This window comes from Streptomyces violaceorubidus (genome assembly GCF_000717995.1).
GTDB classification, from domain to species: domain Bacteria; phylum Actinomycetota; class Actinomycetes; order Streptomycetales; family Streptomycetaceae; genus Streptomyces; species Streptomyces violaceorubidus.
Genome location: NZ_JODM01000025.1, coordinates 189,976 through 216,140 on the forward strand (window position 1 = coordinate 189,976; position 26,165 = coordinate 216,140).

General features: G+C 72.6%; 22 protein-coding genes and 1 pseudogene. 15 read left to right on the top strand and 8 right to left on the bottom strand.

Annotated elements, in window-relative coordinates:
• The first annotated feature begins 43 nt into the window (after nucleotides 1-43).
• Nucleotides 44-418 carry an HXXEE domain-containing protein gene (locus tag IE94_RS41255; RefSeq protein ID WP_030188702.1) on the top strand — a complete coding sequence of 125 codons (375 nt, stop codon included), beginning with the start codon at nucleotides 44-46 and terminating at the stop codon, nucleotides 416-418.
• On the opposite strand, the gene IE94_RS0125755 is transcribed toward IE94_RS41255, so the two are convergent.
• From IE94_RS0125755 to IE94_RS0125765, 3 genes are all read right to left on the bottom strand, one after another.
• The gene (locus tag IE94_RS0125755; RefSeq protein WP_030188703.1) at nucleotides 337-1,497 is read right to left on the bottom strand and encodes a serine hydrolase domain-containing protein; all 1,161 of its coding nucleotides are present in this window, start codon (nucleotides 1,495-1,497) and stop codon (nucleotides 337-339) included. The genes IE94_RS41255 and IE94_RS0125755 overlap by 82 nt on opposite strands.
• A 154-nt stretch (nucleotides 1,498-1,651) precedes the next feature.
• The gene (locus tag IE94_RS0125760; protein WP_030188704.1) at nucleotides 1,652-2,365 is read right to left on the bottom strand and encodes a glycerophosphodiester phosphodiesterase; all 714 of its coding nucleotides are present in this window, start codon (nucleotides 2,363-2,365) and stop codon (nucleotides 1,652-1,654) included.
• Between the two features lie 14 nt (nucleotides 2,366-2,379).
• Nucleotides 2,380-3,540, bottom strand: coding sequence for an adenosine deaminase (locus IE94_RS0125765; RefSeq protein ID WP_106978007.1), 1,161 nt, complete (start codon nucleotides 3,538-3,540; stop codon nucleotides 2,380-2,382).
• A 56-nt stretch (nucleotides 3,541-3,596) separates the two neighbouring features.
• On the opposite strand from IE94_RS0125765, the gene IE94_RS0125770 reads away from it, so the two are divergent.
• Together IE94_RS0125770 and IE94_RS0125775 are read left to right on the top strand one after the other, a co-directional pair.
• The gene (locus IE94_RS0125770) at nucleotides 3,597-4,262 is read left to right on the top strand and encodes a DUF4190 domain-containing protein (RefSeq protein ID WP_030188707.1); all 666 of its coding nucleotides are present in this window, start codon (nucleotides 3,597-3,599) and stop codon (nucleotides 4,260-4,262) included.
• A 58-nt stretch (nucleotides 4,263-4,320) separates the two neighbouring features.
• Nucleotides 4,321-4,770, top strand: coding sequence for a DUF4190 domain-containing protein (locus IE94_RS0125775; RefSeq protein WP_030188708.1), 450 nt, complete (start codon nucleotides 4,321-4,323; stop codon nucleotides 4,768-4,770).
• A gap of 138 nt (nucleotides 4,771-4,908) precedes the next feature.
• Here the strand turns inward: IE94_RS0125775 and IE94_RS0125780 are convergent, their stop codons facing one another.
• Nucleotides 4,909-5,502: a riboflavin biosynthesis intermediates N-glycosidase gene (locus IE94_RS0125780; protein ID WP_209441083.1), complete on the bottom strand. Its 594-nt coding sequence runs from the start codon at nucleotides 5,500-5,502 to the stop codon at nucleotides 4,909-4,911.
• Nucleotides 5,503-5,704: 202 nt separating this feature from the next.
• On the opposite strand from IE94_RS0125780, the gene IE94_RS0125785 reads away from it, so the two are divergent.
• The 8 genes from IE94_RS0125785 to IE94_RS0125820 all read left to right on the top strand — a co-directional run bounded on the left by IE94_RS0125785 (nucleotide 5,705) and on the right by IE94_RS0125820 (nucleotide 15,463).
• Nucleotides 5,705-7,240, top strand: coding sequence for a gamma-aminobutyraldehyde dehydrogenase (locus IE94_RS0125785; protein ID WP_030188712.1), 1,536 nt, complete (start codon nucleotides 5,705-5,707; stop codon nucleotides 7,238-7,240).
• A gap of 64 nt (nucleotides 7,241-7,304) precedes the next feature.
• On the top strand, nucleotides 7,305-8,552 hold the full coding sequence (locus IE94_RS0125790) for a polyamine ABC transporter substrate-binding protein (RefSeq protein ID WP_030188713.1): 1,248 nt from the start codon (nucleotides 7,305-7,307) through the stop codon (nucleotides 8,550-8,552).
• A gap of 5 nt (nucleotides 8,553-8,557) precedes the next feature.
• Nucleotides 8,558-9,733 carry an ABC transporter ATP-binding protein gene (locus IE94_RS0125795; protein ID WP_030188715.1) on the top strand — a complete coding sequence of 392 codons (1,176 nt, stop codon included), beginning with the start codon at nucleotides 8,558-8,560 and terminating at the stop codon, nucleotides 9,731-9,733.
• The gene (locus IE94_RS0125800; RefSeq protein WP_030188716.1) at nucleotides 9,733-10,662 is read left to right on the top strand and encodes an ABC transporter permease; all 930 of its coding nucleotides are present in this window, start codon (nucleotides 9,733-9,735) and stop codon (nucleotides 10,660-10,662) included. The genes IE94_RS0125795 and IE94_RS0125800 overlap by 1 nt, the downstream gene beginning before the upstream one ends.
• On the top strand, nucleotides 10,663-11,475 hold the full coding sequence (locus tag IE94_RS0125805) for an ABC transporter permease (protein WP_030188719.1): 813 nt from the start codon (nucleotides 10,663-10,665) through the stop codon (nucleotides 11,473-11,475).
• A gap of 34 nt (nucleotides 11,476-11,509) precedes the next feature.
• Nucleotides 11,510-12,937 (top strand): NAD(P)/FAD-dependent oxidoreductase, encoded by a 1,428-nt coding sequence (locus IE94_RS0125810; RefSeq protein ID WP_030188721.1) that lies wholly within the window; start codon nucleotides 11,510-11,512, stop codon nucleotides 12,935-12,937.
• 129 nt (nucleotides 12,938-13,066) lie between these two features.
• The gene (locus tag IE94_RS0125815; RefSeq protein ID WP_030188723.1) at nucleotides 13,067-13,528 is read left to right on the top strand and encodes a hypothetical protein; all 462 of its coding nucleotides are present in this window, start codon (nucleotides 13,067-13,069) and stop codon (nucleotides 13,526-13,528) included.
• Nucleotides 13,529-13,645: 117 nt separating this feature from the next.
• Nucleotides 13,646-15,463, top strand: coding sequence for a chitinase (locus IE94_RS0125820; protein ID WP_030188725.1), 1,818 nt, complete (start codon nucleotides 13,646-13,648; stop codon nucleotides 15,461-15,463).
• On the opposite strand, the gene IE94_RS0125825 is transcribed toward IE94_RS0125820, so the two are convergent.
• The gene (locus tag IE94_RS0125825) at nucleotides 15,402-16,091 is read right to left on the bottom strand and encodes a phosphatase PAP2 family protein (RefSeq protein WP_051777685.1); all 690 of its coding nucleotides are present in this window, start codon (nucleotides 16,089-16,091) and stop codon (nucleotides 15,402-15,404) included. The genes IE94_RS0125820 and IE94_RS0125825 overlap by 62 nt on opposite strands.
• A gap of 44 nt (nucleotides 16,092-16,135) precedes the next feature.
• Between IE94_RS0125825 and IE94_RS0125830 the strand changes: the two genes are divergently transcribed.
• The gene (locus tag IE94_RS0125830) at nucleotides 16,136-16,969 is read left to right on the top strand and encodes a tetratricopeptide repeat protein (RefSeq protein WP_245235311.1); all 834 of its coding nucleotides are present in this window, start codon (nucleotides 16,136-16,138) and stop codon (nucleotides 16,967-16,969) included.
• A gap of 398 nt (nucleotides 16,970-17,367) precedes the next feature.
• Here IE94_RS0125830 and gabT read toward each other — a convergent pair whose 3' ends face one another.
• A complete protein-coding gene (gene gabT, locus IE94_RS0125835) occupies nucleotides 17,368-18,702 on the bottom strand; it encodes a 4-aminobutyrate--2-oxoglutarate transaminase (protein WP_030188731.1) in 1,335 nt (444 codons plus the stop codon).
• A gap of 294 nt (nucleotides 18,703-18,996) precedes the next feature.
• Here gabT and IE94_RS0125840 point away from each other — a divergent pair, with 294 nt between their 5' ends.
• From IE94_RS0125840 to IE94_RS0125850, 3 genes are all read left to right on the top strand, one after another.
• Nucleotides 18,997-21,414, top strand: coding sequence for a type IV secretory system conjugative DNA transfer family protein (locus IE94_RS0125840; RefSeq protein WP_030188733.1), 2,418 nt, complete (start codon nucleotides 18,997-18,999; stop codon nucleotides 21,412-21,414).
• A gap of 150 nt (nucleotides 21,415-21,564) precedes the next feature.
• Nucleotides 21,565-23,250 carry a PucR family transcriptional regulator gene (locus tag IE94_RS0125845; RefSeq protein WP_030188735.1) on the top strand — a complete coding sequence of 562 codons (1,686 nt, stop codon included), beginning with the start codon at nucleotides 21,565-21,567 and terminating at the stop codon, nucleotides 23,248-23,250.
• Between the two features lie 144 nt (nucleotides 23,251-23,394).
• Complete coding sequence (locus tag IE94_RS0125850; protein WP_030188737.1) at nucleotides 23,395-24,840, top strand: aldehyde dehydrogenase family protein; 1,446 nt, start codon at nucleotides 23,395-23,397, stop codon at nucleotides 24,838-24,840.
• Between the two features lie 9 nt (nucleotides 24,841-24,849).
• Here the strand turns inward: IE94_RS0125850 and IE94_RS0125855 are convergent, their stop codons facing one another.
• On the bottom strand, nucleotides 24,850-25,263 hold the full coding sequence (locus IE94_RS0125855) for a cytidine deaminase family protein (RefSeq protein ID WP_030188739.1): 414 nt from the start codon (nucleotides 25,261-25,263) through the stop codon (nucleotides 24,850-24,852).
• A 318-nt stretch (nucleotides 25,264-25,581) separates the two neighbouring features.
• Nucleotides 25,582-26,143 (bottom strand): annotated as a pseudogene (locus tag IE94_RS41920) (carbohydrate-binding protein); the annotation flags it as partial.
• Between the last annotated feature and the right edge of the window lie 22 nt (nucleotides 26,144-26,165).

Consider the following 26,165-nt stretch of genomic DNA (forward strand, 5'->3'; position numbering starts at 1 on the left):
CGACAGGGTGTCGCCTCGGAGAGCGGGCGACCGTGCCGGGCTGGTGGCGGCGCCGTCTCCCCGCCCTGCGCGAGCGGTACCCGGCCGTGCCGGAGGCCGCTCGGCCGCCTACCAGATCGCGCTGAACGCCCTTGGCCTGCACGGACTGGTCCACCTCGCGCAGGCCGGGCTGGTGCGCGGCGACCCGCCCGGGGCGGCCACCTCACCGCTGGTCGTGGTCCCGTTCACCCTGTGGGCCCGGGGCCGGCTGCGCCGCGCCGGGGTCCTGCGCGCCACCCGCCCGCGCGACCCCGCCGTAGGGCTCGGCGCACGCGGTGGCGCGTCGGGTGACGGGGGCTACCGAAGCGCGGCCGCGGTGATCGCGTCGGCGACCGGATTGCGCGCGGTGCTCTTGGCGTCGGTGGAGTTGACCGAGTAGACCAGGGTGCGACGCAGGTCGCGGGTGCCGCCGATGAAGGCGCTGTAGCCGTAGCGCGCCCCCGACTTGCCCCAGAAGACCTGGCCGTCGGCCTCCTGGTACTCCAGCCCGGCGCTCAGGGTCGCGTCCGGGACGCCCGCCGGAGTCGTGAACATCTCCTCCAGCTCGGGCTGCGGCACGATCTCTCCCCGGAACAGCTTTGTGAGCAGCCTCTCCAGGTCGCCGGTGGTGGAGATCATGTCGCCCGCCGCCCAGCGGTCCGCCTGGTTCCACTCGGTCACGTCGACCAGCCTCGTCGTGCCGTCCGGCCGCTCCACCGCCTGATAGCCCCGGTTGTGCGGGCCCCGGATGCGGGGACCGGTGCCCGGGAAGTACGTGTGGTGCATGCCGGCCGGGCGCAGGACGAGACGTGCGGCCTCCGAGGCGTACGAGCGTCCCGTGACCTTCTCGATCAGCAGGCCGAGGATCGTGTAGTTGATGTTCAGGTACTGCTGGCGCGTCCCCGGGACGAAGTCCTCCGGGCCCTTGGCGATCGCCGACGCCGCGACCCGCTGCGGGGTGAGGGTCTCGTACCGGTGCGCGTACGCCTGAGCGAAGTCGTCGCCGAGGCCGTCGCCCGGCTTGATGCCGCTGGTGTGGTTCAGCAGGTGGCGCACGCTGATCGGCTGCTCGAAGTCCGGCGTGAACAGGTCCGGGAGATAGCCCTGGACGGGCGCGTCCAGGTCGATCTCGTCCTGGGCGGCGAGGCGCAGGACGGTGGCCGCGGTGACGACCTTCGTGATCGAACCGGCCCGGAAGCGGGCGTCGGGGTGGGCCGGCCGGGCACTGGCCAGGTCGCGCACCCCCGCGCTGCCGTGCCAGTCGCCGCCGGGGGTGCCGACCCGTACGAGCGAGGCGGTGGCGTACCGGTTCGGCAGTCCCGCGATGGCGGCGCGCAGCGCTTCCTCGTCCGGTCCCCGCCGATCGGTGGAGTTGGAGGCGGGGGCGGGCGGCGCGGCGAAGGCGGGGGCCGCCAGCGGGCCGGCGGCCAGGGCGAGGACGACTGAGGCGGCGAGAACCGCATGGGTACGGGCACGCATCGACTACTCCAGGCGAAGGCGGTTGCGGTGGAAGGATCGTGATCATCCTTGTGCGCCGCGTCCCGTGGTGGATCGTCTGTGAGGTAGGGTGCCCACCCCCCGACAGGGCTCGGGGAACGCCCCCATGAAGAGCGGGAGTTGTGCGGGTCGCCCCTTACGGGACCGCAGCGGTCGCGGTGGCGTCGCGCAGCGCGCACAGCACGTCGACGCGGTTGGTGGTCATCGAGTCGACGCCCAGGGCACGCAGGCGGCGCATGGAGCGGCGGGTGTCCGGGGTCCACACGGACAGCAGGAGTCCGTCGGCGTGGACGCGGTCGGCCAGGGCCCGGTGGACCAGCCCGAAGCGGTAGTTGAGCCACCGCGGACGCACCGCCGCCAGCAGCGCGGGCCGGGGCGGGGCGGCCGTGGTCCAGGTCATGGCGATCTCGGCGGCCGGGTCGGCGGCCCGCACGGCGAGCATGGCGGCGGCGCCCGCCGTGTAGTACACCCGGTCCCGTGCCCCGCACTCGCGGACCACGTCCACGATGCGCCGCACGGCCCGCTCGCCGGGCCCGCCCGGCAGGTCCAGCATCAGCCGGCTGCCGTCGGTGGCCGCCAGGGCCTCCGCGAGCGTCGGCACCCGGCCCCCGGTCAGCCCTCGCACCTCCTCGGCCGACAGGGAGCGCAGCGGCCGGTCGTGCCCCCACAGCCGCTTCAGCGTCTCGTCGTGCAGCAGCACCGGCACGCCGTCCCGGGTGAGACGCACATCGGTCTCGACCGCGTCCGCGCCGCGCTCCAGGGCGGAACGCAGCGAGGCGATCGTGTTCTCGCGGTGCCGGTAGGGGTCGCCGCGGTGGGCGACTGCGGTCAGGGGGCGCGGGGTGGGCATGGTGGGGGCAACTCTCAGGAGGCGAGCCAGCGGGCGGTGTACGTGTCGATCTCGTCGGCGAGGCGTGCCTTGCCCGGCGCGTCGAGGAAGGAGGCCTCGACCCCGTTCTTCGCCAGGTCGGCCAGGCCGCGCTCGTCGAGGCCGAGGAGCCGGGCGGCCACGGCGTACTCGTTGTTGAGGTCGGTGCCGAACATCGGCGGGTCGTCGGAGTTGATCGTCACCAGCACACCGGCGCGGGCGAACTCCTTGATCGGGTGCTCGTCCAGGGTGCGCACCGCGCGGGTGGCGATGTTCGAGGTGGGGCACACCTCCAGCGGGATGCGCCGCTCGGCGAGGTGGGCGAGGAGCTCCGGGTCCCGCGCGGAGCTGGTGCCGTGGCCGATGCGTTCGGCGCGCAGGTCGGTGAGGGCGTCCCACACGGTCTGCGGGCCGGTCGTCTCGCCCGCGTGCGGCACCGAGTGCAGGCCCGCGGCGATCGCCCGGTCGAAGTACGGCTTGAACTGCGGGCGGGCCACCCCGATCTCGGGTCCGCCGAGCCCGAAGGAGACCAGGCCCTCCGGGCGCAGCCGGTCGTCGGTGGCGAGCCGCGCCGTCTCCTCGGCGGACTCCAGACCGGCCTCCCCCGGGATGTCGAAGCACCAGCGCAGTACGGTCCCGAACTCGGCCTCGGCCGCCTTGCGGGCGTCCTCGATCGCGTCCATGAAGGCGCCCTCGTCGATGCCGCGCCGGGTGGAGGAGAACGGCGTGATGGTCAGCTCGGCGTACCGCACCTGCTGCCGGGCCATGTCCCGGGCCACCTCGTAGGTCAGCAGCCGGACGTCCTCCGGGGTGCGGATCAGGTCGACCACGGACAGGTACACATCGATGAAGTGCGCGAAGTCCGTGAACGTGAAGTAGTCGGCCAGGGCCTCGGGATCGCTGGGGACCTTGGAGTCGGGGTGGCGCGCGGCCAGTTCGGAGACGATGCGCGGGGAGGCGGAGCCGACGTGGTGGACGTGCAGTTCGGCCTTCGGCAGTCCGGCGATGAAGGCGTGCAGGTCGCGTGGGACGTCGGGGTCGACGAGGTGCTCGGTCAAGGGTTCCTCCCCGGGGCGGTGTCCCGGGCCGCGGGGCGGCGGCGGGGCACGGGTGATCGGCTGATCGGTCGTTCGGGGATCATCGTAGGCCGGTCTCACGCCCGGCGGCCCGGGACCGTAGCATGGCGGGCACGAACGACCCGGGGGGACAGCACATGACGGACGCGATACGGCCGGACGGGGAACCTTCCGGCGCCCACGACCCCTGGGCACCCCCGGAGAGCGGGCCGTCCCTGGACAAGGGCGCCGGTGCCGGGCAGCCGCCCCGGCCGTCCCAGCCGCCCGCCTCCGACGTGCCGCCCCCCTGGCAGCCGCCGCCCTGCGTGCACGACCAGGCCACGGTCACCTCGATGCCCGGCGCCGGGTTCCCCGGCCCCGACTCCGCGGTGCCCCCTCCGCCCCTCGCCCCCGGTGGCGCCGGTGTCCCGGGCGGGTACGGCTATCCCGGGTACGGCCAGGGCTACGGCTGGCCCGGCATGCAGATGCCCCCGCAGAACGGGCTCGGTACCGCCTCGATGGTGCTGGGCATCCTCGCCTGCGCGCTCTTCTGCCTGTACGGCGTCGTCTCCCTGGTGCTCGGCGTCCTCGCCGTGGTCTTCGGGATCAAGGGCCGCCGCAAGGCGGAGAGCGGCCTGGCCACCAACCACGGTCAGGCACAGGCCGGATTCGTCATGGGCATCATCGGCATCGTCCTCGGCGTCGCCGTGATCGTGCTGCTCGCCATCGGGATCACCGCCGCCATCAACGAGGACTCGGACTACGACGACCCCTCCTACGGGTCCCCGCGCCCCGCGCAGGTCTCCGTCACCGCGGAAAGCTGAGCTCGTCCCCGCAGGGTTGCCTCTACGATGTCAAGCGCCAACGAGGGGAGAGCAGTTCATGTCGTACTCCAATCCCGGACCCGGGGACTTCGGGCCGCCGCCGCAGCCGGGGCAGCCGCCCGCGGGGGGCTACGCGTACCCGCAGTCCGCGCCCGGGTACGGCTATCCGAACCAGGGGGCCGCGTACCCGGCCGCCCCGCCGGTGGGCTATCCGCAGGGGCCCGGCTACGGCATGCCGATGCAGCCGAGCAACGGCATGGGGACCACGGGGCTGGTGCTGGGCATCATCGGCGTGGTGTGCAGCCTGACCTTCTTCCTGTGGTTCTTCGGCGTGATCCTGGGCATCCTCGGGATCATCTTCGGCGCGATCGGCCGGGGCAAGGCCACCCGGGGCGAGGCCACCAACAAGGGCTCCGCGACCGCCGGTCTCGTGCTCGGCATCACGGCCACCGTGATCCTGCCGCTGCTCGGCTTCCTCGCCTTCGCGAGCCTGATGAGCATCGCCTGAGCCAGGCGCCGGCAGACTTCGGCAGGCGTCGGCGGACGTCGGCGGGGGGCGGCAGGTATCGACAGGTATCGACAGGGGGGGGGCGGCCCGGGGTCGCCCCTCGGTCATGCCCCCTCCCCTCCACCGCGCCCCGCTTCGTCAGTCGCCCGAGCGCAGCCGCTCCCGGGCCGCCATCAGCGCGAAGCCCAGCAGGTTCGGCCCCCGCCAGCGCTCGGGGTCCCGCGCCGCCTCGTCGTCCGCGGCCAGGCCGATGCCCCACACCCGGTCCACGGGGCTCGCCTCCACCAGCACCCGCTCGCCCGTGCCCAGCAGGAACGCCCGCAGCGCCGGGTCCGAGGCGAACTTGTGGACGCTGCCCTCCACCACGATCCGGAACCGCTCCCGCTCCCACACCGCCTCGTCGAAACCGCGCACGAGCCGGCCCGCCTTCTTCGCCTCCGCGGGGTGAGCGGCCGCCAGCACCCGGCGCTCGGCCTCCGCGTCCTCGAAGAGCCGGGCCTTGCCCGCCATCATCCAGTGCTCGGCCGTCGCGTACTCCACCCCGGCCACGGTGAACGGCGACGGCCACCACTGGCTCAGACAGCCCGGCCCGAGCCCGCCGCCCGGGAGCGGCCGGTGCCCCCAGAAGCACAGGTACTTGATCCGCGCGCCCGCCCGGACCCTCGCGACCAGCGCTTCCCGGCTGGTGATGCCCTCCACCGCGCTCCGGTGGGCCCCCGTGATCTTCTCCATGCACGCGAGTGTGGCACGCGCCACTGACACTCCGTCCGGCCTTTTCCGTGGCGACTCGACACCTGGTCGACAGATTCCGTCGCGTAACCAAATGGCAACAACGGAATCACTTGTTGGAGGCCTAGTGCTCTGTCAGGATCGGCACTCACATCGAGCCTGAGCCACGCCGGCCCCCGCCACGGGGAGACCGAGGAGAGCCGATATGCACAACCCGGGCAGCGCCACCCCGGACCGATTCCCGGCCCAGGACCGCTTCGCGGACGGGGCCCAGTACATCGCGGGCCGTCTGACGAAGGGCACCTCCGGACGGACGCACACCGTCGTCGACCCGGCGACCGGCGCGGACGTCCTCACCTACGAGACGGCCGGCCCCGACGACGTCGACGCGGCCGTCGCCGCCGCGCGGGAGGCGTTCCCCGGCTGGTCCGGCGCCACCCCGGGCGAGCGCTCCGAGGCCCTGCACCGGTTCGCCGCCGTCCTCGCCGACCGCGCCGAGGACTTCGCCCGCGCGGAATCCCTGCAGTGCGGCAAGCCGCTGAAGCTGACCCGCGAGTTCGACGTGCCGGGCACGGTCGACAACGTGGCCTTCTTCGCCGGAGCCGCCCGGCACCTCCAGGGCCAGTCGGCGGGGGAGTACTCCGGCGACCACACCTCGTACGTGCGGCGCGAGCCGATCGGCGTGGTCGGGTCGATCGCGCCGTGGAACTACCCGCTCCAGATGGCGGCCTGGAAGATCCTCCCGGCGATCGCCGCGGGCAACACCATCGTGCTCAAGCCCGCCGAGATCACCCCGCTCACCTCCCTGATGTTCGCCCGGGCGGCGACCGAGGCCGGTATCCCGGACGGCGTGATCAACATCGTCAGCGGCACCGGAGGCGAGGCCGGCGAGCACCTCGTCGCCCACCCCGACGTCGCCATGACCTCCTTCACCGGCTCCACCGCCGTGGGCAAGCGGGTCGCCGAGGTCGCCACCGCCACCGTCAAGCGCCTCCACCTGGAGCTGGGCGGCAAGGCCCCCTTCCTGGTCTTCGACGACGCCGACCTGGACGCCGCCGTCAACGGCGCGGTCGCGGGCGCGCTCATCAACACCGGCCAGGACTGCACGGCCGCCACGCGCGCGTACGTGCAGCGGCCCCTGTACGAGGCGTTCGTCGAGAGGACCGCCGCCCTCATGGACACCGTCCGCGTCGGCGACCCCTTCGCCCCCGGCACCGACCTCGGCCCACTGGTCAGCCACGTCCAGCGCGACCGCGTCGCCGCCTTCGTCGACCGGGCCCGCTCCTACGCGCGCGTGGTGTGCGGCGGCGAGGCACCGCGGGGCGACCTCGAGGACGGCGCCTACTACTGGCCCACCCTGATCGCCGACGCCGCCCAGGACAGCGAGGTCGTCCAGGCGGAGATCTTCGGCCCCGTCCTGGTGGTCCTGCCCTTCGACACCGACGAGGAGGGCATCCGGCTGGCCAACGACACGCCGTACGGGCTCGCCGCCTCCGCCTGGAGCCGGGACGTGTACCGCGCGAACCGCGCCACCCGCGAGATCAAGGCGGGCTGCGTGTGGATCAACGACCACATCCCGATCATCAGCGAGATGCCGCACGGCGGGTACAAGGCGTCCGGCTTCGGCAAGGACATGTCCGCCTACTCCTTCGAGGAGTACACGCAGGTCAAGCACGTCATGTTCGACAACACCGCGGTGGCGGCCAAGGACTGGCACCGCACCGTCTTCGGGGACCGGTAGGACCGACAGCCATCACGCCAGGCCGCCGACCACGGCCGACCCACCCGAAAGGGCAACCACGCGCATGGAGCAGTACGAGCCAGACCGCCTGTCCCCGGCCCGAGCGGCCGCCGTGCGGCGCAGTCTCAGGAGCGGCAGGGCCGCCCTCACCCGCCGTTCGCTGCTGCGCGCCTCCACGGGCGGCGCGCTCGCGGTCGGCGGCCTCGGCCTGCTGAGCGGCTGCGGCATCCCGGCGGCCGGCAAGACCGAGGGCGGCGTCTCCGCCGAGGACCACTCCAAGGCGGAGAAGCAGGTCCGCTTCTCCAACTGGACCGAGTACATGGACGTGGACGGGAGCGGCCGCCGGCATCCCACGCTGGAGGCGTTCACCGAGCGCACCGGCGTCAAGGTCACCTATACCGAGGACATCAACGACAACAGCGAGTTCTTCGGCAAGATCCAGCCGCAGCTCGCCGCGGGCCAGGAGACCGGCCGCGACATCATCGTCCTCACCGACTGGCTGGCCGCCCGCCTGATCCGGCTCGGCTGGGTCCAGAAACTGGACCCGGCCAACCTGCCGCACGCCTTCGCCAACCTGTCGCCCCAGTTCCGCAGCCCCGACTGGGACCCCGGCCGGGCCTACTCCTACCCGTGGCAGGGCATCTCGACCGTCATCGCCTACAACAAGAAGGCGCTGGACGGCATCGAGGTCAGGACGGTATCCGACCTGCTCGACAACCCGCGGCTCAAGGGCCGGGTCGGCTTCCTCACCGAGATGCGCGACACCATGGGCATGACGCTGCTCGACATGGGCAAGGACCCGGCCCGCTTCGCCGACGACGACTACGACGCCGCGATCGCCCGGCTCCAGAAGGGCGTCGACCGCGGTCAGATACGCCGCTTCACCGGCAACGACTACACCTCCGACCTCAGCAAGGGCGACTTCGCGGCCTGTCTGGCCTGGGCCGGTGACGTGGTCCAGCTCAAGGCGGACAACCCGGACATCGACTTCGTGATCCCGGACAGCGGCTACGTCACGTCGAGCGACAACATGCTGATCCCCAACAAGGCGCGGCACAAGACCAACGCCGAGCGGCTCATCGACTACTACTACGAACCGGGCCCGGCCGCGGAACTCGCCGCCTACATCAACTTCGTCTGCCCGGTCGACGGCGTGAAGGACGACCTGGCGAAGCTCGACGAGGACGCGGCGAACAACCCGCTGATCATTCCCGACAAGGCCATGCAGGCCAAGTCGCACTCCTTCCGCTCCCTGAGCGCGAAGGAAGAGACGGCATACGAAGAGAAGTTCGCGAAGCTCACCGGGGCGTGACGACGATGACGACCAACTCGACGAAGAACCAGACGGCCGCGACCGACGGCGGCGGCGACGTCCGGCTGACCGGCATCACCAAGACCTACGGCTCCTTCACCGCCGTGCACCCGCTCGACCTGACCGTGCCCCAGGGCTCCTTCTTCGCCCTGCTCGGCGCCTCCGGATGCGGCAAGACCACCACCCTGCGCATGATCGCCGGACTGGAGGAACCGAGCGGCGGCACCGTCCACCTCGGCGACCAGGACGTGACCGCGCTGCCGCCGTACAAACGGCCGGTCAACACGGTCTTCCAGTCCTACGCCCTCTTCCCGCACCTCGACATCTACGAGAACGTCGCCTTCGGGCTGCGCCGGCGCGGCATCAAGAGCGTGAAGAAGCAGGTCGGGGAGATGCTGGACCTGGTGCAGCTCGGCGAGCAGGCGCGCAGGAAGCCGCACCAGCTCTCCGGCGGACAGCAGCAGCGCGTCGCGGTCGCCCGCGCCCTGATCAACCACCCCAAGGTGCTGCTCCTCGACGAACCCCTCGGCGCCCTCGACCTCAAGCTGCGCCGCCAGATGCAGCTGGAGCTCAAGCGCATCCAGACCGAGGTCGGCATCACCTTCGTGCACGTCACCCACGACCAGGAGGAGGCCATGACGATGGCCGACCAGGTCGCCGTGATGAACGCGGGCCGGGTCGAGCAACTGGGCACCCCCGCCGACCTGTACGAGAACCCGCGCACCACGTTCACCGCCAACTTCCTCGGCACCTCCAACCTCATCGAGGCCGAGGTCGACACCCGCAGCGGCGACGACGTCGTCGTGAGGGCGGCCGGCGACAAGCTCGTCCTGCCGGGCGCCCGATGTTCCGCCCCCGCGAAGGCGGGCGGCACGGTCCTGGTCGGTGTCCGCCCCGAGAAGATCAGCCTCACCCACGCGGACGACGCCGGCTCCGTCCCCGAGGGCCGCAACCGCATCACCGGCAGGATCAGCAACACCAGTTTCATCGGCGTCTCCACCCAGTACGTCGTGGACTGCGCCGCCTGCCCCGAGTTCGAGGTCTACGTCCAGAACATCGACCGCGACGCCCGCCTCGCACCCGGCGCCGAGGTCGTCCTGCACTGGAACCCGGCGCACACCTTCGGGCTCGACGCCGCACAGGACATCGACGCGGGTGTCGCCGAGGGCGAGGCCGCCTGATGTCCACCCTCACCGAGGCGCCACCACCGCTGACCCCGACCGCGCCCGACAAGAGGCCCCCGCGCACACGCGGCCGCTGGACGCCGTACTGGCTGCTCCTGCCCGGCGTCCTGTGGCTGGTCGTCTTCTTCGTGGCGCCGATGGTCTACCAGGCCTCCACGTCCGTGCAGACGGGCTCGCTGGAGGAGGGCTACAAGGTCACCTGGCACTTCGTGACCTACTGGGACGCGGTGTCCGAGTACTGGCCGCAGTTCCTGCGCTCGGTCGCCTACGCCGCCTCCGCGACCGTGCTGTGCCTGCTGCTGGGCTACCCGCTCGCCTACCTCATCGCCTTCCGCGCGGGACGCTGGCGGAACCTGATCATGATCCTGGTGATCGCGCCGTTCTTCACCAGCTTCCTGATCCGCACCCTGGCCTGGAAGACGATCCTCGCGGACGGCGGCCCGGTGGTCGGCGCCCTGAACACGCTGCACGTCCTGGACGTGACCGGCTGGCTGGGCTGGACCTCCGGCGACCGCGTGCTGGCCACCCCGCTCGCCGTGGTCTGCGGTCTGACGTACAACTTCCTGCCCTTCATGATCCTGCCGCTCTACACCTCCCTGGAGCGCATCGACGGCCGGCTGCACGAGGCGGCGGGGGACCTGTACGCGAAGCCCTCCACGGTCTTCCGCAAGGTCACCTTCCCGTTGTCGATGCCGGGCGTCGTCTCCGGCACCCTGCTCACCTTCATCCCGGCCACCGGCGATTACGTCAACGCCTCCCTGCTGGGCTCGGCCGACACCGGAATGATCGGAAACGTGATCCAGTCCCAGTTCCTCAGGGTGCTGGACTATCCGACGGCGGCGGCGCTCTCCTTCCTCCTCATGGCGGCGATCCTCGCCATGGTCACCTTCTACATCCGCAGGTCCGGGACGGAGGATCTGGTTTAAATGGCCTTCTCCCCTTCGCCGGTGAACTGGCTCAAGCGCCATCTGGTCGTCATTGCCGGACTGCTGACACTCGCTTATCTGCTGCTGCCCAACGTCGTCGTCACGGTGTTCTCCTTCAACAAGCCGAACGGGCGCTTCAATTACGAGTGGCAGCAGTTCTCCACGGACGCCTGGAAGGATCCGTGCGGGGTCGCCGGGCTGTGCGGTTCCCTCTCGCTCAGCCTCCAGATCGCCCTCTGGGCGACGCTCGGCGCCACCGCGCTCGGCACCGCGATCGCCTTCGCGCTGGTCCGCTACCGCTTCCGCGCCCGGGGCACGATCAACTCGCTGATCTTCCTGCCGATGGCGATGCCCGAGGTCGTGATGGCCGCCTCGCTGCTCACCCTCTTCCTCAACATGGGTGCCCGGCTGGGCTTCTGGACGATCCTGATCGCCCACATCACGTTCTGCCTCAGCTTCGTCGTGACGGCCGTCAAGGCGCGCGTGATGTCGATGGACCCGAGGCTGGAGCAGGCGGCGCAGGACCTGTACGCCGGCCCCTTCCAGACCTTCGTCCGGGTCACCCTGCCCATCGCCGCCCCCGGTATCGCGGCCGGCGCGCTGCTCGCCTTCGCGCTGTCCTTCGACGATTTCATCATCACCAATTTCAACGCGGGTTCCACCGTCACGTTCCCCATGTTCGTCTGGGGATCGGCCCAGCGCGGAACCCCCGTCCAGATCAATGTCATCGGTACGGCCATGTTCGTCGTCGCCGTACTGTTCGTCCTGGTCTCCATGGTCATCGGCAACCGCCGAAACCGCCGCACGGCATGAGGCACACCGGTTGTATTCGTAGGGAGTTGAAATCATGGCCCCCAGCGCCATGAGCCGCAGCAACGACTGGACGAAATCCCTTTCCGACGCCCAGCCGGTCCCGTACTGGCTGGACGACCCCGGCCGCCCCCGCCCCGAGCCCGCCCTCACCGGCGCCGAGACCTGCGACCTGCTGGTGGTCGGCGGCGGCTACAGCGGACTGTGGACCGCGCTGATCGCCAAGGAGCGGGACCCGGGGCGGGACGTGGTGCTGCTGGAGGGCCGCGAGGTGGGATGGGCCGCCTCCGGCCGCAACGGCGGGTTCTGCGCCGCCTCCCTCACCCACGGTCTGGCCAACGGCCTCACCCGCTGGCCGCAGGAGATCCACCGGCTGGAGCAGCTGGGCGCCCGCAACCTCGACGCCATCGAGGAGGCGGTCGCCCGCCACGGCCTCGACTGCGACTTCGAGCGCACCGGCGAGATCGACGTCGCCACCGAGCCCTACCAGGCCCGCGAACTCGCCGACTGGTACGGGGAACTCCGCGCCAAGGGCCTCGCCGAGGGCATCGAGTACCTGGACGCCGGGGCCGTACGGGAGCAGGTCGACTCCCCTACCTTCCGGGCCGGCCTGTGGGACCGGCGCGGCGTGGCGATGGTCAACCCCGCCAAGCTGGCCTGGGGCCTCAAGCGCGCCTGCCTCGCCCTCGGTGTCCGCGTGCACGAGCACACCCCCGCGCTCACCCTCGTGCCGTACGGCTCCGGCATGGCCGTACGCACCCCGTACGGCCAGGTCCGCGCCCGCACGGTCGCGCTCGGCACGAACGTCTTCCCGAACCTCGTCCGCCGGGTCCGCGCGTACACCGTCCCGGTCTACGACTACGCCCTGATGACCGAGCCGCTCAGCGCCGCGCAGCTCGCCTCCATCGGCTGGCGGAACCGGCAGGGCCTCGGGGACAGCGCCAACCAGTTCCACTACTTCCGCCTCTCGGCCGACCACCGGATCCTGTGGGGCGGCTACGACGCGGTCTACCCGTACGGCGGCCGGGTGCGCGCCGAGTACGACGACCGTCCCGAGACCTACGCCAGGCTCGCCGGGCACTTCTTCACCTGCTTCCCGCAGTTGGAGGGCGTCCGTTTCACCCACGCCTGGGGCGGCGCCATCGACACCTGCTCGCGCTTCTCGGCCTTCTTCGGCACCGCGCACCGGGGCAGGGTCGCCTACGCGGCCGGCTACACCGGTCTCGGCGTCGGCGCCACCCGGTTCGGCGCCGAGGTGATGCTCGACCTGCTGGCGGGGGAGCGCACCGAGCGCACGGAACTGGAGATGGTGCGCAGGAAGCCGCTGCCGTTCCCGCCCGAGCCCTTCGCCTGGACCGGCATCGCGCTCACCAAATGGTCGCTGGCCCGCGCGGACGCGCACGACGGCCGGCGCAACCTGTGGCTGCGGACCATGGACCGGCTGGGCCTCGGTTTCGACAGCTGAGCCGCCCCGGTGGGCGGGCCGACGACCCGGTTCACTCCAACGGGTCACGGCAACCCGCGTAATGCCGCGGGCAGACCTCCCTCTCCCTCGTGACGCACCCCGCGTCGACGCGTGAAAGGGAGGTTTCACATGCCTGGTGTGAAGACGGCGGTCGCGTGGCTGGCATCCGTCGCACCGGATCCCGAGTCCTGCCGCCGGGACTGGGAGCGCGACCCCTCGGGCGTCGCTCTGCTGCCCGCCGGCAAGGCCTGGGACGTGCTCATCCTGCCGAGCAGGCTCGGCTATCCGACCCTGGACGTGCTCTCCCGCGTCCTGGACCAGCCCGGCCCGGTCCTCGCCGACTTCGGCGACGCGCGCACGGGCTTCTTCGTCCCGGCCGGCACGGCGGCCCGCTGGGTCGGCACCGGCATCCGGACCGCCGGGCTCGGCACCTGGATCGTGGTGCCGCACCCCGGCGGACTGTCGTGCGGAGGCACCCGCTGGCTGATCCCGCCGGACGGGACCGGCACCCTCACCGACCCCTCGCTCCTGGAGCTGGCGATGCACGAGGCGGCGGCGGCCCTCGCGGTGGAGGAGGGTAACGGGCGGTGAGGTGCTCAAGGGGTTGACAACAGAATTGGTCTGGACCAAATTGGGCGCGCTCCACCCTCCCCATCTCCCCCATGTCCGGAGGCACTTGTGGAACGCGCACATGTGGAACACGCACTTGTGGAACCCGCCAGACCGCTCGCCCGTCGCCCCCTCGTCACCCTGCTCACGGCCGCGGCCCTGGCCGCGTCCGGCCTGACCGCGCTCACGTCGGCCGCCCGTGCGGCCGACGCGGACCTCGCCCGCAACGGCGGCTTCGAGTCCGCGCTCGACGGCTGGACCTGTACCGCGGGCACCACGGTGACCTCGCCGGTGCACGGCGGCACGGCCGCCCTCAAGGCCACCCCGGCCGGCGCCGACAACGCCCGCTGCGCACAGACGGTGTCCGTGAAACCGGACGCGCAGTACACGCTCTCCGGATACGTCCAGGGCACCTACGTCTACCTCGGCGCGAGCGGCACCGGCACCACCGACGTCTCCACCTGGGCCCAGTCGGCCCCCGACTGGCAAAGGCTGACGAGCACCTTCCGCACCGGCCCGTCGACCACCAAGGTCACCATCTACACCCACGGCTGGTACGGCACCGGCGCCTACCACGCCGACGACATCTCCCTCACCGGACCGGGCGGCGAGACGGGCCAGCCCCCGGCGGCTCCCGACGGCCTGAAGGCCGGCTCGGTCACCTCCTCCAGCGTCGCCCTGTCCTGGTCACCGGTGCCGGGCGCGACGGGGTACGCCGTCTACCGCGACGGCGCCAGGGCCGGCATCGTCACCGGCACGTCCACCACCGTGACCGGACTGACCCCCTCGACGGCGTACTCCTTCCAGGTCGCCGCCGTCAACGACGCGGGGGAGTCGGCACGCTCCGCCACGGTCACCGCGACCACCGCCCAGCGCCCCGACGACGGCGGTGGCTCCTCCGACCTCCCGGCCCACGCCCTGGTCGGCTACCTCCACGCCGGCTTCGCCAACGGCTCCGGCTACACGCGCCTGGCCGACGTGCCCGACAGCTGGGACGTCATCGACCTGGCCTTCGGTGAGCCCACCTCGGTCACCTCCGGGGACATCCGCTTCGAGCGCTGCCCGGTCACCGAGTGCCCGAACGTGGAGAGCGACGCGGAGTTCAAGGCCGCGGTCAAGGCCAAGCAGGCGGCCGGCAAGAAGGTGCTGATCTCCATCGGCGGCCAGAACGGCCAGGTGCAGCTCACCAGCACCGCCGCCCGCGACGCGTTCGTCCGCTCCGTCTCCGCGATCATCGACGAGTACGGCCTGGACGGCCTCGACATCGACTTCGAGGGCCACTCGCTCTCCCTGAACGCCGACGACACCGACTTCAAGAACCCGAAGACCCCCGTCGTCGTCAACCTCATCTCGGCCGTGAAGACCCTCAAGGCCAAGTACGGCGAGGGCTTCGTGCTGACCATGGCGCCCGAGACCTTCTTCGTCCAGCTCGGCTACCAGTACTACGGCACCGGCAAGTGGGGCGGCCAGGACCCGCGGGCCGGGGCCTACCTGCCCGTGATCCACGCGCTGCGCGAGGACCTGACCCTGCTGCACGTCCAGGACTACAACTCCGGCCCGATCATGGGCCTCGACAACCAGTACCACTCCATGGGCGGCGCCGACTTCCACATCGCCATGACCGACATGCTGCTCACCGGCTTCCCCGTCGCGGGCGACGCCGACAACGTCTTCCCGCCGCTGCGCCCGGACCAGGTCGCGATCGGCATGCCCGCCTCCACCAACGCGGGCAACGGCCACGTCTCCCCGGCCGAGGTCACCAAGACCCTCAACTGCCTCACCAGGAAGACCGACTGCGGGACGTACGCGACCCACGGCACCTGGCCCGCCCTGCGCGGCCTGATGACGTGGTCGATCAACTGGGACCGTTACTCGAACTGGGAGTTCCAGAAGAACTTCGACGCGTACTTCGGCTGACGTCCCACGGGGTCCGGCGGTCCACCAGCCGGACCCCGGTCAGCAGCACCGCCCCCAGGCACCAGCTCGCCACCACGTCCAGCGGCCAGTGGTAGCCCCGCCGCACCAGCCCGTAGGAGGTGCCGAGCACCAGCAGGGCGCCCAGCACGACCAGCCCCCGGCGTACGGCGGGCGCACGCAGCCGCCCGAGCAGCAGCAGCGTCGCCGCGCCGTACGCGACGACCGCGGTGGCGGTGTGGCCCGAGGGGTAGTAGCCGGACGCGGGCGGCACCGCCGGGGTGCCGGGGCGGTCGGTCCACTCCTTCAACGGGGCGACCAGCGCCGGCACCAGGACCATCGCCAGGGCCCCCGCGAGGGGCGGCAGCCACCACCGGTCCCCACCCGTGGCGCGCCCGTGCCAGGCCGCATACGCCAGCGCCACGACCAGGACGGGCACGGCCACCTGCACATTGCCGAGGTCGGACAGCAGCTCGGAGAACCGGTCCGGGTGGACGAGCGCCCGGCTCAGCCGCTCGTCCACCCCGACCAACGGGCCGTCGGCGACGACCTGCCAGGTGATCAGCGCGAAGAGGAGCACGGGGAGCCCGAGGAGGGCGGGCAGGACGCGGGGCGGGGCGGAGACCGGCATGACGCCCAGCTTCGCAGGCCCGCCGTCGCGTAGTCTCACCGCCCGTGACGAGCATACGAACGGCACGGGACAGCCAGTGGGGGAAGACCTTCACCCGGCTGCGGACCATGACCAAGGAGGGCCGGTACGAGGAGGTCGAGGCCGAGGCGCGGGCCCTGGCCGCGCTCCCGCGGCGCCCCTGGCGCAGACGTCCCCCGCACTGGGAGGCGAGGGTGCTGGCCACCGGTACGGCCGTCATGCACGGCCGGATGGCCGAGGCACTGGACGAGCTGGACACCCTGATCGCGGAACTGGAGCCGGTCGGCCTCAACCCGCAGATGCTGCGGCTGATCGCGCGCGGCAACCGCGTGGTCGCCCTGTCCGGACTGCGGCGGTACGCGGAGGCGGAGACCGAGGCGCTCGCCGTCCTCGGCGAGCTGACCCGGATCGCCTACCGCGCCCCGGTGGCGCGGCTGGAGGTGAACACGCTGGGGCACCTGGCCGCCGTGCTGTACGGGCTGGCCCGCCACGAGGAGGCGGAGGCCGTCGCCCGCGGCAACCTGCCCCGGGCGGACGGACCCGCCGTCGGCGTCCTGCACGCCACGCTGGCGCGCAGCCTGAACGGACAGGGCCGGCACGAGGAGGCGCTGGCCGAGCTCCGCCGGAGCCTGCCGCAGCCGCCCCGCTACGCCGGCGGGTATCTGGACCTGGTCACCGCCGAGGCCCTGGACGGCCTGGGCCGCCGCGCCGAGGCGGAGGACGCCGTACGACGCGCGCTGGCCGACTGCGAGCGGCAGCTGCACCCGGCCCATCTGCGCACCGGTGAGGCCCGCGCCCTGCTCGCCCGGATCGCCGGGGAGGAACCGCGCGAGGGGTCCCGAGGGGAATCCGGGGGGTGACACACCGAAGGGCCGGCACAAGGGGGGGAGTGTGCCGGCCCTTCGGTGAACCACCGACCCGAGTGCCGAGGCGGCCGTTCTGACCGGAACGCCGCGCGCCCCGGGGGGTTTGGGGCGGGCGACCGTCCGATCGGTGAGGAAGCCGGAACCCGAGGGCTCCGGTTGTGTGCGCGAGGCACGACCAGGGCGAAGCCGGGGAAGCCTCGTCCTGATGATCCGCCCACAGTCCCCTGTGGGCGGGTGTATCTCTCATCTGCGTAGAACCTACGGCAGGGGGTGCGCCCAGGACAGGGTCATCGGCGTCCTGACATCCACCCCGCACACCTTCTTCACACGCTCTGCCGCTCGCCCCGCCAGGCGTGCGAGGCGCAGCTCAGATGCGCGTTCGACACTCGTCCTCAGATGCGGGTGAAGGCCTGCTCGATGATGTCGAGGCCCTCGTTCAGCAGGTCCTCGCCGATGACCAGCGGGGGCAGGAAACGCAGCACGTTGCCGTAGGTGCCGCAGGTCAGGACCAGCAGGCCCTCCTGGTGGCAGGCCTTGGCGAGGGCGGCCGTCGCCTCCGAGGCCGGCTCCTTGGTGGCGCGGTCCTTGACCAGCTCGATCGCGATCATCGCGCCACGGCCCCGGACGTCGCCGATCACGTCGAACTTCTCGGCCATGGCGGCCAGGCGGGACTTCATGACCGCCTCGATGGCCCTCGCCCGGGCGTTGAGGTCCAGCTCCTTCATCGTCTCGATGGCACCGAGCGCGCCCGCGCAGGCCACCGGGTTGCCGCCGTAGGTGCCGCCGAGGCCGCCGGAGTGCGCGGCGTCCATGATCTCGGCGCGGCCGGTGACGGCGGAGAGCGGCAGACCGCCCGCGATGCCCTTCGCCGTCGTGATCAGGTCCGGGACGATGCCCTCGTCCTCGCAGGCGAACCACTGGCCGGTGCGGCAGAAACCGGACTGGATCTCGTCGGCGACGAAGACGATGCCGTTGTCCTTGGCGAACTGGCTGATCGCGGGCAGGAAGCCCTTGGCCGGCTCGATGAAGCCGCCCTCGCCCAGCACCGGCTCGATGACGATCGCGGCCACGTTCTCGGCGCCGACCTGCTTGCTGATCTGGTCGATCGCCTGGGCGGCGGCCTCGGGACCGGCGTTTCGGACACCGGTCGGCCAGCGGTAGCCGTAGGCGACCGGCACGCGGTACACCTCGGGCGCGAACGGGCCGAAGCCGTGCTTGTACGGCATGTTCTTCGCGGTCAGCGCCATCGTCAGGTTGGTCCGGCCGTGGTACCCGTGGTCGAAGACGACCACGGCCTGCCGCTTGGTGTACGCACGCGCGATCTTGACGGCGTTCTCCACGGCCTCGGCACCGCTGTTGAACAGGGCCGACTTCTTCGCGTGGTCGCCCGGCGTCAGCTCGGCCAGCGCCTCGGCGACGGCGACGTAGCCCTCGTACGGCGTCACCATGAAACAGGTGTGGGTGAAGTCGGCGAGCTGCGCGGACGCCTTGCGCACGACGGCCTCGGCACTGGCGCCGACGGAGGTCACCGCGATGCCGGAACCGAAGTCGATCAGACGGTTGCCGTCGACGTCCTCGATGACACCGCCGCCGGCGCGCGCGACGAAGACGGGCAGCGTGGAGCCCACACCCTGCGCGACCACGGCCGTACGGCGGGCCTGCAGCTCCTGCGACTTCGGGCCGGGAATGGCGGTGACGACGCGGCGCTCCTGCGGAAGTGCGGTCATGGGGGGCTCCTGGGGTCGTGCCGGATTCGCGGGCCTGGTGTGCCTGCGGGATCCGCGGGATCTTACGGACGCTTGCCTTCTTTTCTCGCAGGCTAGGACCGGCACCGCGGGGTGGGCATGCTCCATGTGGGCGTTGTCCGCGCGACCGGTTGTCCGACATGGACAGGTGTCGGAAACGGCGACATATGGACACGTCGACGCTGGCCCGGCCGCGTAAGCGGTGAACTCCCCTTGCGGGGGCGTTAGATTGGCTCGCTGATGGTGGACGGAGCGGCTGGTCAGGGGGCAAGGGCGATGGACGGCGACGGTAACCGGGACGCGCGGGGCACACATGCCCATCCTGTGCCGCGCCCGGCGGGGCCTTCGGAGGTGCCCGCGGTGCCGCCCACGGTGCCGCCGCGGCCCACACGGGCGCCGGGTGCGCCCCCCGCGCCCGAGCGGGCTCCCGGGCCCGCGGCTCCCGTTGCCGCGTGGCTCGACGAGGAAAGGCCGAAGGCCCGTCCAGGGATCTGGCGGTACGGCTACCGACCGCCCAGGAGCACGTCGGAACGCATCGCTCCGGTGACGGTCGCCGGCATGCTGGTCCCGCTCCTGCTGGGGATGCTGGCCTGGTCGCTGTGGCAGCAGGGTGTCACGACGTACCCGCTGGCCCCGCTGCGCCTGCTCACGCCGGACGACTGGTGGTGGGGCGGCACGGTCGCGGACGCCAAGGCGCAGGTCGACGGCTGGACGGTGTCGCCGGGGGAGCACGCCCGGGTGATCTACGGAGGGCTCCTCTTCGGCGTGCTCGTCCTGATGGTGGGCGTGCTCGGCAGCTGGCGCGCCATCATCACGTACTACGTGGTGAACCGGCCCCAGCCCGTCCGCGCCCTGGTCGCTGCGCTTCTCGCCCTCGTCGTCCTCGGCTTCGTCTTCTCCTTCGCCGGGTTGCCCGCCCTGCCCCTCATCGACCCGCTGCTCTCCCTCACCGTGCTGGTCACCGACGGCTACGACCTGATGGCATCTCGTCTGTACACGAACACGCTGTACGCGGTCGTCACCCTGCTCGTGGTGTGGCCGTTCGCCCGCCTCGGCGGCTGGCTGCCCTATGCGCGGACCCTGCTGGCCGCAGGCCGGACCGATGCCGCGCCCGTGGCCGCGCAGCCCGCGCGCCCCCGTTCCCGCTGGCCCGCGCTCCGCGACAGCGGACAGCACGAGGCCGCGGAACTGCTCACCGGCGAGGTGGTCCGCGGCGGCATGAACGACGTCGACTGCGCGCGCGTCGAGCGCGCCTTCGCCGCCGCCCGGCGCGACGCCACGCTGGACACCTTCCGTGCCACCGTCCTGCGCCAGGGCGCCGCGGCCTGGACCCACCCGTCCGGTGCCAGGGACCTCCCGCGCCGGGCCGCCCGCCACGATCTGCTGACCGGACAGGTGCGTATCGGCCGCTGGTCGGTCACCGAGTACGCCCCGCTGCCGTACCACGACGCGGGGGCGGCGCTCTGCCCGGACGTGCTCGGTACCTCGCTGCTCGCCGTCGGCCCCTCGGGGTCCGGCAAGACACGCACCCTTGTCGAGCCGGTGACCGAGGCGCTCGCGCTGCAGGCGCTCGCCGGGAGCTGCGCCGTCGTCGTGGTGTCCGCCCCCGGAAGGCCGGTCGGCGAGGACGGCGCCTTCGACGTGATCGTGCGCATCGGTGACCCCTCCTCGGTGCACGACCTCGATCCGTACGCCGAACTCACCGACCCCGACCACGCGGCCGCGATCCTCGCCGAGGCCCTGGTGGGTGATGTCGACACGGTCGGCGCGGAGGGCGCCATCACCGCGTTGGCTCAGCTGCTGGGTCCGTTCCGGTCGGTGCACGGCCGATTTCCGTCGCTGCCGGAGCTGCACGAGCTGCTGGCGGGCGAGGAGACGGCACTGACCCGGCTGAGGCAGGCACTGGTCGACAGCGGGAACGACGTCATGCGCCGCGAACTCGATGTGCGTCTGCGGCAGGCGGGGGCGCCCGGCGACGCGGGCCGGGTCCTGGCCGACCGGCTGGCGCTGCTGAACCGGCCGGCGTTCGCCGACTTCTTCGGCGGCGGCGGGCCGGGCCGGTCGTTCTCCCTGCGTGCGGTCGCCCACCACCCCCTGCGGGTGCGGATCGACATCCCCGAGCGGGGACACGACGAGGTCTCCCGGCTGATCACCCGACTCGTCCTCGCCCAGTTCCACGCCGTGGTGCGGGAGGGCCGACGCGAGCACTTCGCCTGCCTGGTCCTGGACGACGCGACGGGCGCGGTCACCGCGGAGTCGGTGCGTCGTATCCAGCGGCTGCGCTCGCAGAACGCGGGCGTGCTGCTCGCCCTGCGCACGGTCGCCGACGTCCCCGAGGCGTTGCACGGTCCGCTCTACGGCGCGGTGGGCTGCCGGATGGCCTTCTGCGGCGTCTCCACCTGGGACGGCAGCCGGTTCACGCAGGCCTGGGGGACCGAGTGGGTGGAGACGACGGAGGTCGCCAAGCACACGGTCTTCGCGGACCAGCCGATGACACGGTTCTTCCACGCCGTGCGCAAACTCGTGACGGGCAAGGCGGTGACGACGGACGCGGTGACCGTCCGCCAGGTCGAGCGGGAGCGCTGGTCGGCCTCCGAGCTGGCGCACGCCGTGCCGGCCGGGCACGCGGTGCTGTCGCTGACCAGCGTCAAGGGGGAGCACGCGCCGCCCCTGCTGGTGGATCTGCGCGGGTGAGCCGTACGGAGCCCGGGCGGGCACCCGGGACCGTACAGTGAGGCAGAATCGACACAGGTCGTTCATACGCGACGGCCAAAAGATCACAGATTCCCCGCCGGCCCCGCAGCCGGCCTCACACCCCGACGCAGACCCGAAGGCCCAGGCCCCATGCCTCCCACGCTCGCCTCGCTCGTCCACCACTCGGCGCTGAAGCTGACCGTGCGCGCCGGCGAGGACCGCCTCGACGTGCCGGTGCGCTGGGCCCACGTCAGCGAACTCGCCGACCCCGTGCCCTACATGGAGGGCGGGGAGCTGCTGCTGATCACCGCCCTCCAGTTGGACGCCGAGGACCCCGAGGCGATGCACCGGTACGTGAAACGGCTGGTGGGCGCCGGAGTGGTGGGCCTCGGATTCGCCGTCGGGGTCAACTACGACCACGTCCCCGAGGCACTGGTGGGAGCGGCCCGGCAGGAAGGGCTGCCGCTCCTGGAGGTGCCGCGCCGCACCCCCTTCCTCGCCATCAGCAAGGCCGTCTCCGCCGCCATCGCCGCCGAGCAGTACCGCGCGGTCACCGAGGGCTTCGCCGCCCAGCGCGAGCTGACCCGGCGCACCCTGACCGACGGTCCGGAGGGCCTGCTGGGGGTGCTCGCCGCCCAGGTCGACGGCTGGGCGGCGCTGTACGACGCCTCGGGCGCCGTCGTCGCCGCCGCACCGGAGTGGGCGGGCCGCAGGGCGGCGCGGCTCACGGCGGACGTGCAGCGGCTGCGGGAGCGCCCCGCACCGGCCTCGTCGGTGGTCGGCGGAGGCGGGGGCCCCGACAACGCCGAGAACACCGAGAACACCGAGAACACCGACCGGGTCGAGCTGCACTCCCTGGGCACCTCCCGCAGGCCCCGCTCCGCGCTCGCCGTAGGCACGGCCGCCGCCCTCGGCACCGCCGAGCGGTACGCCGTCCACTCCGCCATCGCCCTGCTGACCCTCACCACGGAACGCTCCCGCTCCCTGCACGAGGCCGGGCTCCGCATCGACGCGGCCGTGCTCCGCATGCTGCTGGCCGGCGAGCCCGACCACGCGCGCACGGTCGCCGGGGACCTGTACGGCGGCCTGCTGGACGCGCCGTTCCGGATGATCGTCGCCGAGTCGGGGGCCGCCAGGAACCGGGCCACCACGGCCGCACCGGCCCCCGGCGACCCGGTCACGGACGCCGGCGGCGACCCGCTCGGCACCCTCGGCACCCTCAGCGCGCTCGCCGAAGTGGCGGAGACCGCGGCGGCCCGCTCCGGCGAGGCGGTGCTGGTCGTCCCCGACGGCGAACGGCTGGTGGTGCTGGCCACCGACGGCGGCGCGGCCGTCGCGGCCTGCGTCGAGCACGCGGCGGCGCTGGAAGCCGCCCGTCCGGCGGCCGAGCCCCGCGCGGGCGGCGACGAGGAGAGCCTGGTCATCGGCCTGTCCGCCCCCTCCGGTCCCATCGCCGCGGCCACCGCCTACAAGCAGGCCCAGCAGGCCCTGTCGGTGGCCCGCCGGCGCGGTCGCGTCTGCGTGGAGCACGAGCACGTGGCGGCCGGCTCGGTCCTGCCGCTCCTCGCCGACGACGCGGTGCGGGCCTTCGCCGACGGCCTCCTGCGGGCGCTGCGCGACCACGACGCCACCGGCCGCGGCGACCTGGTCGCCTCCGTGCGCGCCTGGCTCTCCCGCCACGGCCAGTGGGACGCGGCCGCCGCCGACCTCGGCGTCCACCGCCACACCCTGCGCTACCGGATGCGCCGGGTGGAGGAGATCCTCGGCCGCTCCCTGGACGACCCGGACGTACGCATGGAGCTGTGGCTGGCCCTGAAGGCGACGGCACCGGAGTAACGGCCGACCCCACCTGGCCACCACGTCGAACACCCGCCGACCACCACTACACCCCGGACAAACACCGTCCACCCCGCCCCGCCCTACCGTGGACCCCGCACCCGTACAACATCACCCCCAACGCGGAAGGGCCGGGACTCGACAATGACTTCCACCCACGCCTTCTGGCTCGCCGGCCGCCAGGCCACCGGCGAGTCCGGCTTCGACGTCACGTCCCCCTGGGACGGCGCCACCGTCGGCACGGTGAGCCTCCCCACCGACGCCCAGGTGGAAGAGGCCGTGGCCGCCGCGTACGCCGTACGGGACGAGTTCGCCGCGACCCCCGCCCACGTCCGCGCCGCCGCCCTCGACCACGTCAGCCGCCGTCTGACGGAGCGCACCGAGGAGATCGCCCGCCTGATCTCCGCCGAGAACGGCAAGCCGGTCAAGTGGGCCCGCGGCGAGGTCGGCCGCGCCGTCTCCGTGTTCCGCTTCGCCGCCGAGGAGGCCCGCCGCTTCAACGGCGGCGAGGCCCAGCGCCTGGACACCGACGCCGGCGGCCAGGGCCGTCTGGCCCTCACCCGCCGCTTCCCCAAGGGCGTCGTCCTCGGCATCGCGCCGTTCAACTTCCCCCTCAACCTGTGCGCCCACAAGATCGCCCCCGCGATCGCCGCCGGGGCGCCCATCATCCTCAAGCCGGCCCCCGCCACCCCGCTGTCCGGCCTGGTCCTCGGCGAGCTGCTGGCCGAGACCGAGCTGCCCGCCGGCTCCTGGAGCATCCTCCCGGTCCCGAACGAGAAGATGCCCGCCCTCGTCCAGGACGAGCGCCTCCCGGTCATCTCCTTCACCGGCTCCGAGGCCGTCGGCTACGCGATCATGGACTCGGTGCCCCGCAAGCACTGCACGCTGGAGCTGGGCGGCAACGGCGCGGCCGTCGTGCTGGCCGACTGGGCGAGCGACGAGGACCTGGACCGGGCCGCGCAGCGCATCGCCACCTTCTCCAACTACCAGGGCGGCCAGTCCTGCATCTCCGTGCAGCGCGTGATCGCCGACGCCGCCGTCTACGACCGCCTGCTGCCCCGCATCGTCGCCGCCGTCGAGGCCCAGGTCACCGGCGATCCCAACGACGAGGCGACGGACGTCGGCCCACTGGTCAGCGAGGCCGCCGCCGAGCGCGTGGCCGCGTGGGTCGAGGAGGCCGTCACCGCCGGCGCGAAGCTCCTCACCGGCGGCGAGCGCGACGGCGCCTCCTACGCCCCGACCGTCCTCGCCGACCTCCCCGACGACACCACCCTCGCCCACGAGGAGGTCTTCGGGCCGGTCCTCAGCGTGCGGAAGGTGTCCGGCGAGGCCGAGGCGTTCGCCGCCGTCAACGACTCCAAGTACGGCCTCCAGGCAGGCGTGTTCACCCACGACCTCCAGGCCGCGTTCCGCGCCCACCGCGCCCTGGAGGTCGGCGGCGTGGTCATCGGCGACGTGCCCTCCTACCGCGCCGACCAGATGCCGTACGGCGGCGCCAAGCAGTCCGGTGTGGGCCGCGAAGGCGTGCGGTTCGCGATGGACGACTACACCTACGAGCGGGTGCTGGTCCTCACCGGACTCGCGCTCTGAAGCCTGGTCTCACCCGGCGTCGAGCTGGTGGTCCGCCCAGACGTACGTCTCGGGCAGCAGGTCGGCGACGGGGACCTCACGGACGTGGTCCCCGGCGCCGACGATCACCCTGAGCCCGGGGAAGTAGTCGAGCAGGACCTGGCGGCACCGGCCGCACGGCGGGACGACCCCGCGCCCGCGGTCGCCGACGGCGACGATCGTCGCCAGCTCGTACACGCCCTGGGCCGCCGCCGCGCCGACGACGACCAGCTCGGCGCAGGGGCCGCCGGTGAAGTGGTAGGCGTTGACCGCCGTGACGATCCGGCCGTCCAGGGCGCGGGCCGCGGCCGCCATGGTGTGGTTGTCGCCCCGGCAACGGGTGCGGGCCACGTGCGCCGCGGCCTCGATGAGTTCGTGGTCGACGGGGTGCGTCTGCGAGGTCATCGTCTCTGCCTTGTCAGGTGACGGGCGGTGTCGGGCCGGGGGCCGTCGGCCGCGCTGCGAACGGGATCGGCCGCCCTGCCGTGCGGGCGGGGCCGACCGCTCCTACTGTGCGGCAGCCCGACGCCCGGCCCGACACCAGGCCCCGCAAGCGGCGAACCGTCGTCGACGACACGCCCGGCCCCGCCCTCGCGCACCGCGGCGGGGCACCGCCCCGACCGGGCCCGGTCCGCGCGGGCGGCGAGTCAGGGGCCCGGCACCGGTAGCCGCCGGTACCGGGCCCCCTCCCCGTGCCGGACTCCTCCGGACCCTCAACCGGAGGCCGACGTGCGCGGGCCGCAGTGCGCCGCGCAGCCTGACGCGGAGGTCGTGGACGCCCTCCGCGGTGAACGAGCCTTTCAGGTCCACGTAGTCGTACGGCCCCGCGTCGGCGCCTCCGGCGACAGCACCGCCACCGCCGGACCGCCGTCCAGGGCTACCTCGACCGAGCCCGAGCCCGAGCCCGAGCCCGAGCCCGAGCCCGAGCCCGAGCCCGAGCCCGAGCCCGCGACCGACACGGTCACCCCGAAGTCGACGGCGGCCAGGCCGCGTGCGGCGACCGGGCACGGCGCGGCGGGCTCGCCGTCGAGGGTGACGGTCGTCGACAGGCGGACGTCCTCGCTGGAGGTCGGCGGCCACCTCCCCGGTGTTGGTGACCTGAAGGAGACGGTCACCGAACCGGCCCCTCCCGCACCTGGGCAGACAGGTCCCCGTACCCGAAGGACGCGTAGGACAGGCGGCCGTGCCCGAACGGGAACAGCGGCGTCCCCTCGAAGTACAGGTAGGTCTGACGGCCGCCGATCAGGTGGTGGTCGAGCAGGTCGGGACGGTCTCGTCCATCTGACGGTCAGCGGCGGCTGACCACG

Coding starts and splice junctions, on each gene's coding strand:
- IE94_RS0125755 (WP_030188703.1), bottom strand. CDS start 1,497: ATGCGTGCCCGTACCCATGCGGTTCTCGCCGCCTCAGTCGTCCTCGCC.
- IE94_RS0125760 (WP_030188704.1), bottom strand. CDS start 2,365: ATGCCCACCCCGCGCCCCCTGACCGCAGTCGCCCACCGCGGCGACCCC.
- IE94_RS0125770 (WP_030188707.1), top strand. CDS start 3,597: ATGACGGACGCGATACGGCCGGACGGGGAACCTTCCGGCGCCCACGAC.
- IE94_RS0125775 (WP_030188708.1), top strand. CDS start 4,321: ATGTCGTACTCCAATCCCGGACCCGGGGACTTCGGGCCGCCGCCGCAG.
- IE94_RS0125780 (WP_209441083.1), bottom strand. CDS start 5,502: ATGGAGAAGATCACGGGGGCCCACCGGAGCGCGGTGGAGGGCATCACC.
- IE94_RS0125785 (WP_030188712.1), top strand. CDS start 5,705: ATGCACAACCCGGGCAGCGCCACCCCGGACCGATTCCCGGCCCAGGAC.
- IE94_RS0125790 (WP_030188713.1), top strand. CDS start 7,305: ATGGAGCAGTACGAGCCAGACCGCCTGTCCCCGGCCCGAGCGGCCGCC.
- IE94_RS0125795 (WP_030188715.1), top strand. CDS start 8,558: ATGACGACCAACTCGACGAAGAACCAGACGGCCGCGACCGACGGCGGC.
- IE94_RS0125800 (WP_030188716.1), top strand. CDS start 9,733: ATGTCCACCCTCACCGAGGCGCCACCACCGCTGACCCCGACCGCGCCC.
- IE94_RS0125805 (WP_030188719.1), top strand. CDS start 10,663: ATGGCCTTCTCCCCTTCGCCGGTGAACTGGCTCAAGCGCCATCTGGTC.
- IE94_RS0125810 (WP_030188721.1), top strand. CDS start 11,510: ATGGCCCCCAGCGCCATGAGCCGCAGCAACGACTGGACGAAATCCCTT.
- IE94_RS0125815 (WP_030188723.1), top strand. CDS start 13,067: ATGCCTGGTGTGAAGACGGCGGTCGCGTGGCTGGCATCCGTCGCACCG.
- IE94_RS0125825 (WP_051777685.1), bottom strand. CDS start 16,091: ATGCCGGTCTCCGCCCCGCCCCGCGTCCTGCCCGCCCTCCTCGGGCTC.
- gabT (WP_030188731.1), bottom strand. CDS start 18,702: ATGACCGCACTTCCGCAGGAGCGCCGCGTCGTCACCGCCATTCCCGGC.
- IE94_RS0125840 (WP_030188733.1), top strand. CDS start 18,997: ATGGACGGCGACGGTAACCGGGACGCGCGGGGCACACATGCCCATCCT.
- IE94_RS0125845 (WP_030188735.1), top strand. CDS start 21,565: ATGCCTCCCACGCTCGCCTCGCTCGTCCACCACTCGGCGCTGAAGCTG.
- IE94_RS0125850 (WP_030188737.1), top strand. CDS start 23,395: ATGACTTCCACCCACGCCTTCTGGCTCGCCGGCCGCCAGGCCACCGGC.
- IE94_RS0125855 (WP_030188739.1), bottom strand. CDS start 25,263: ATGACCTCGCAGACGCACCCCGTCGACCACGAACTCATCGAGGCCGCG.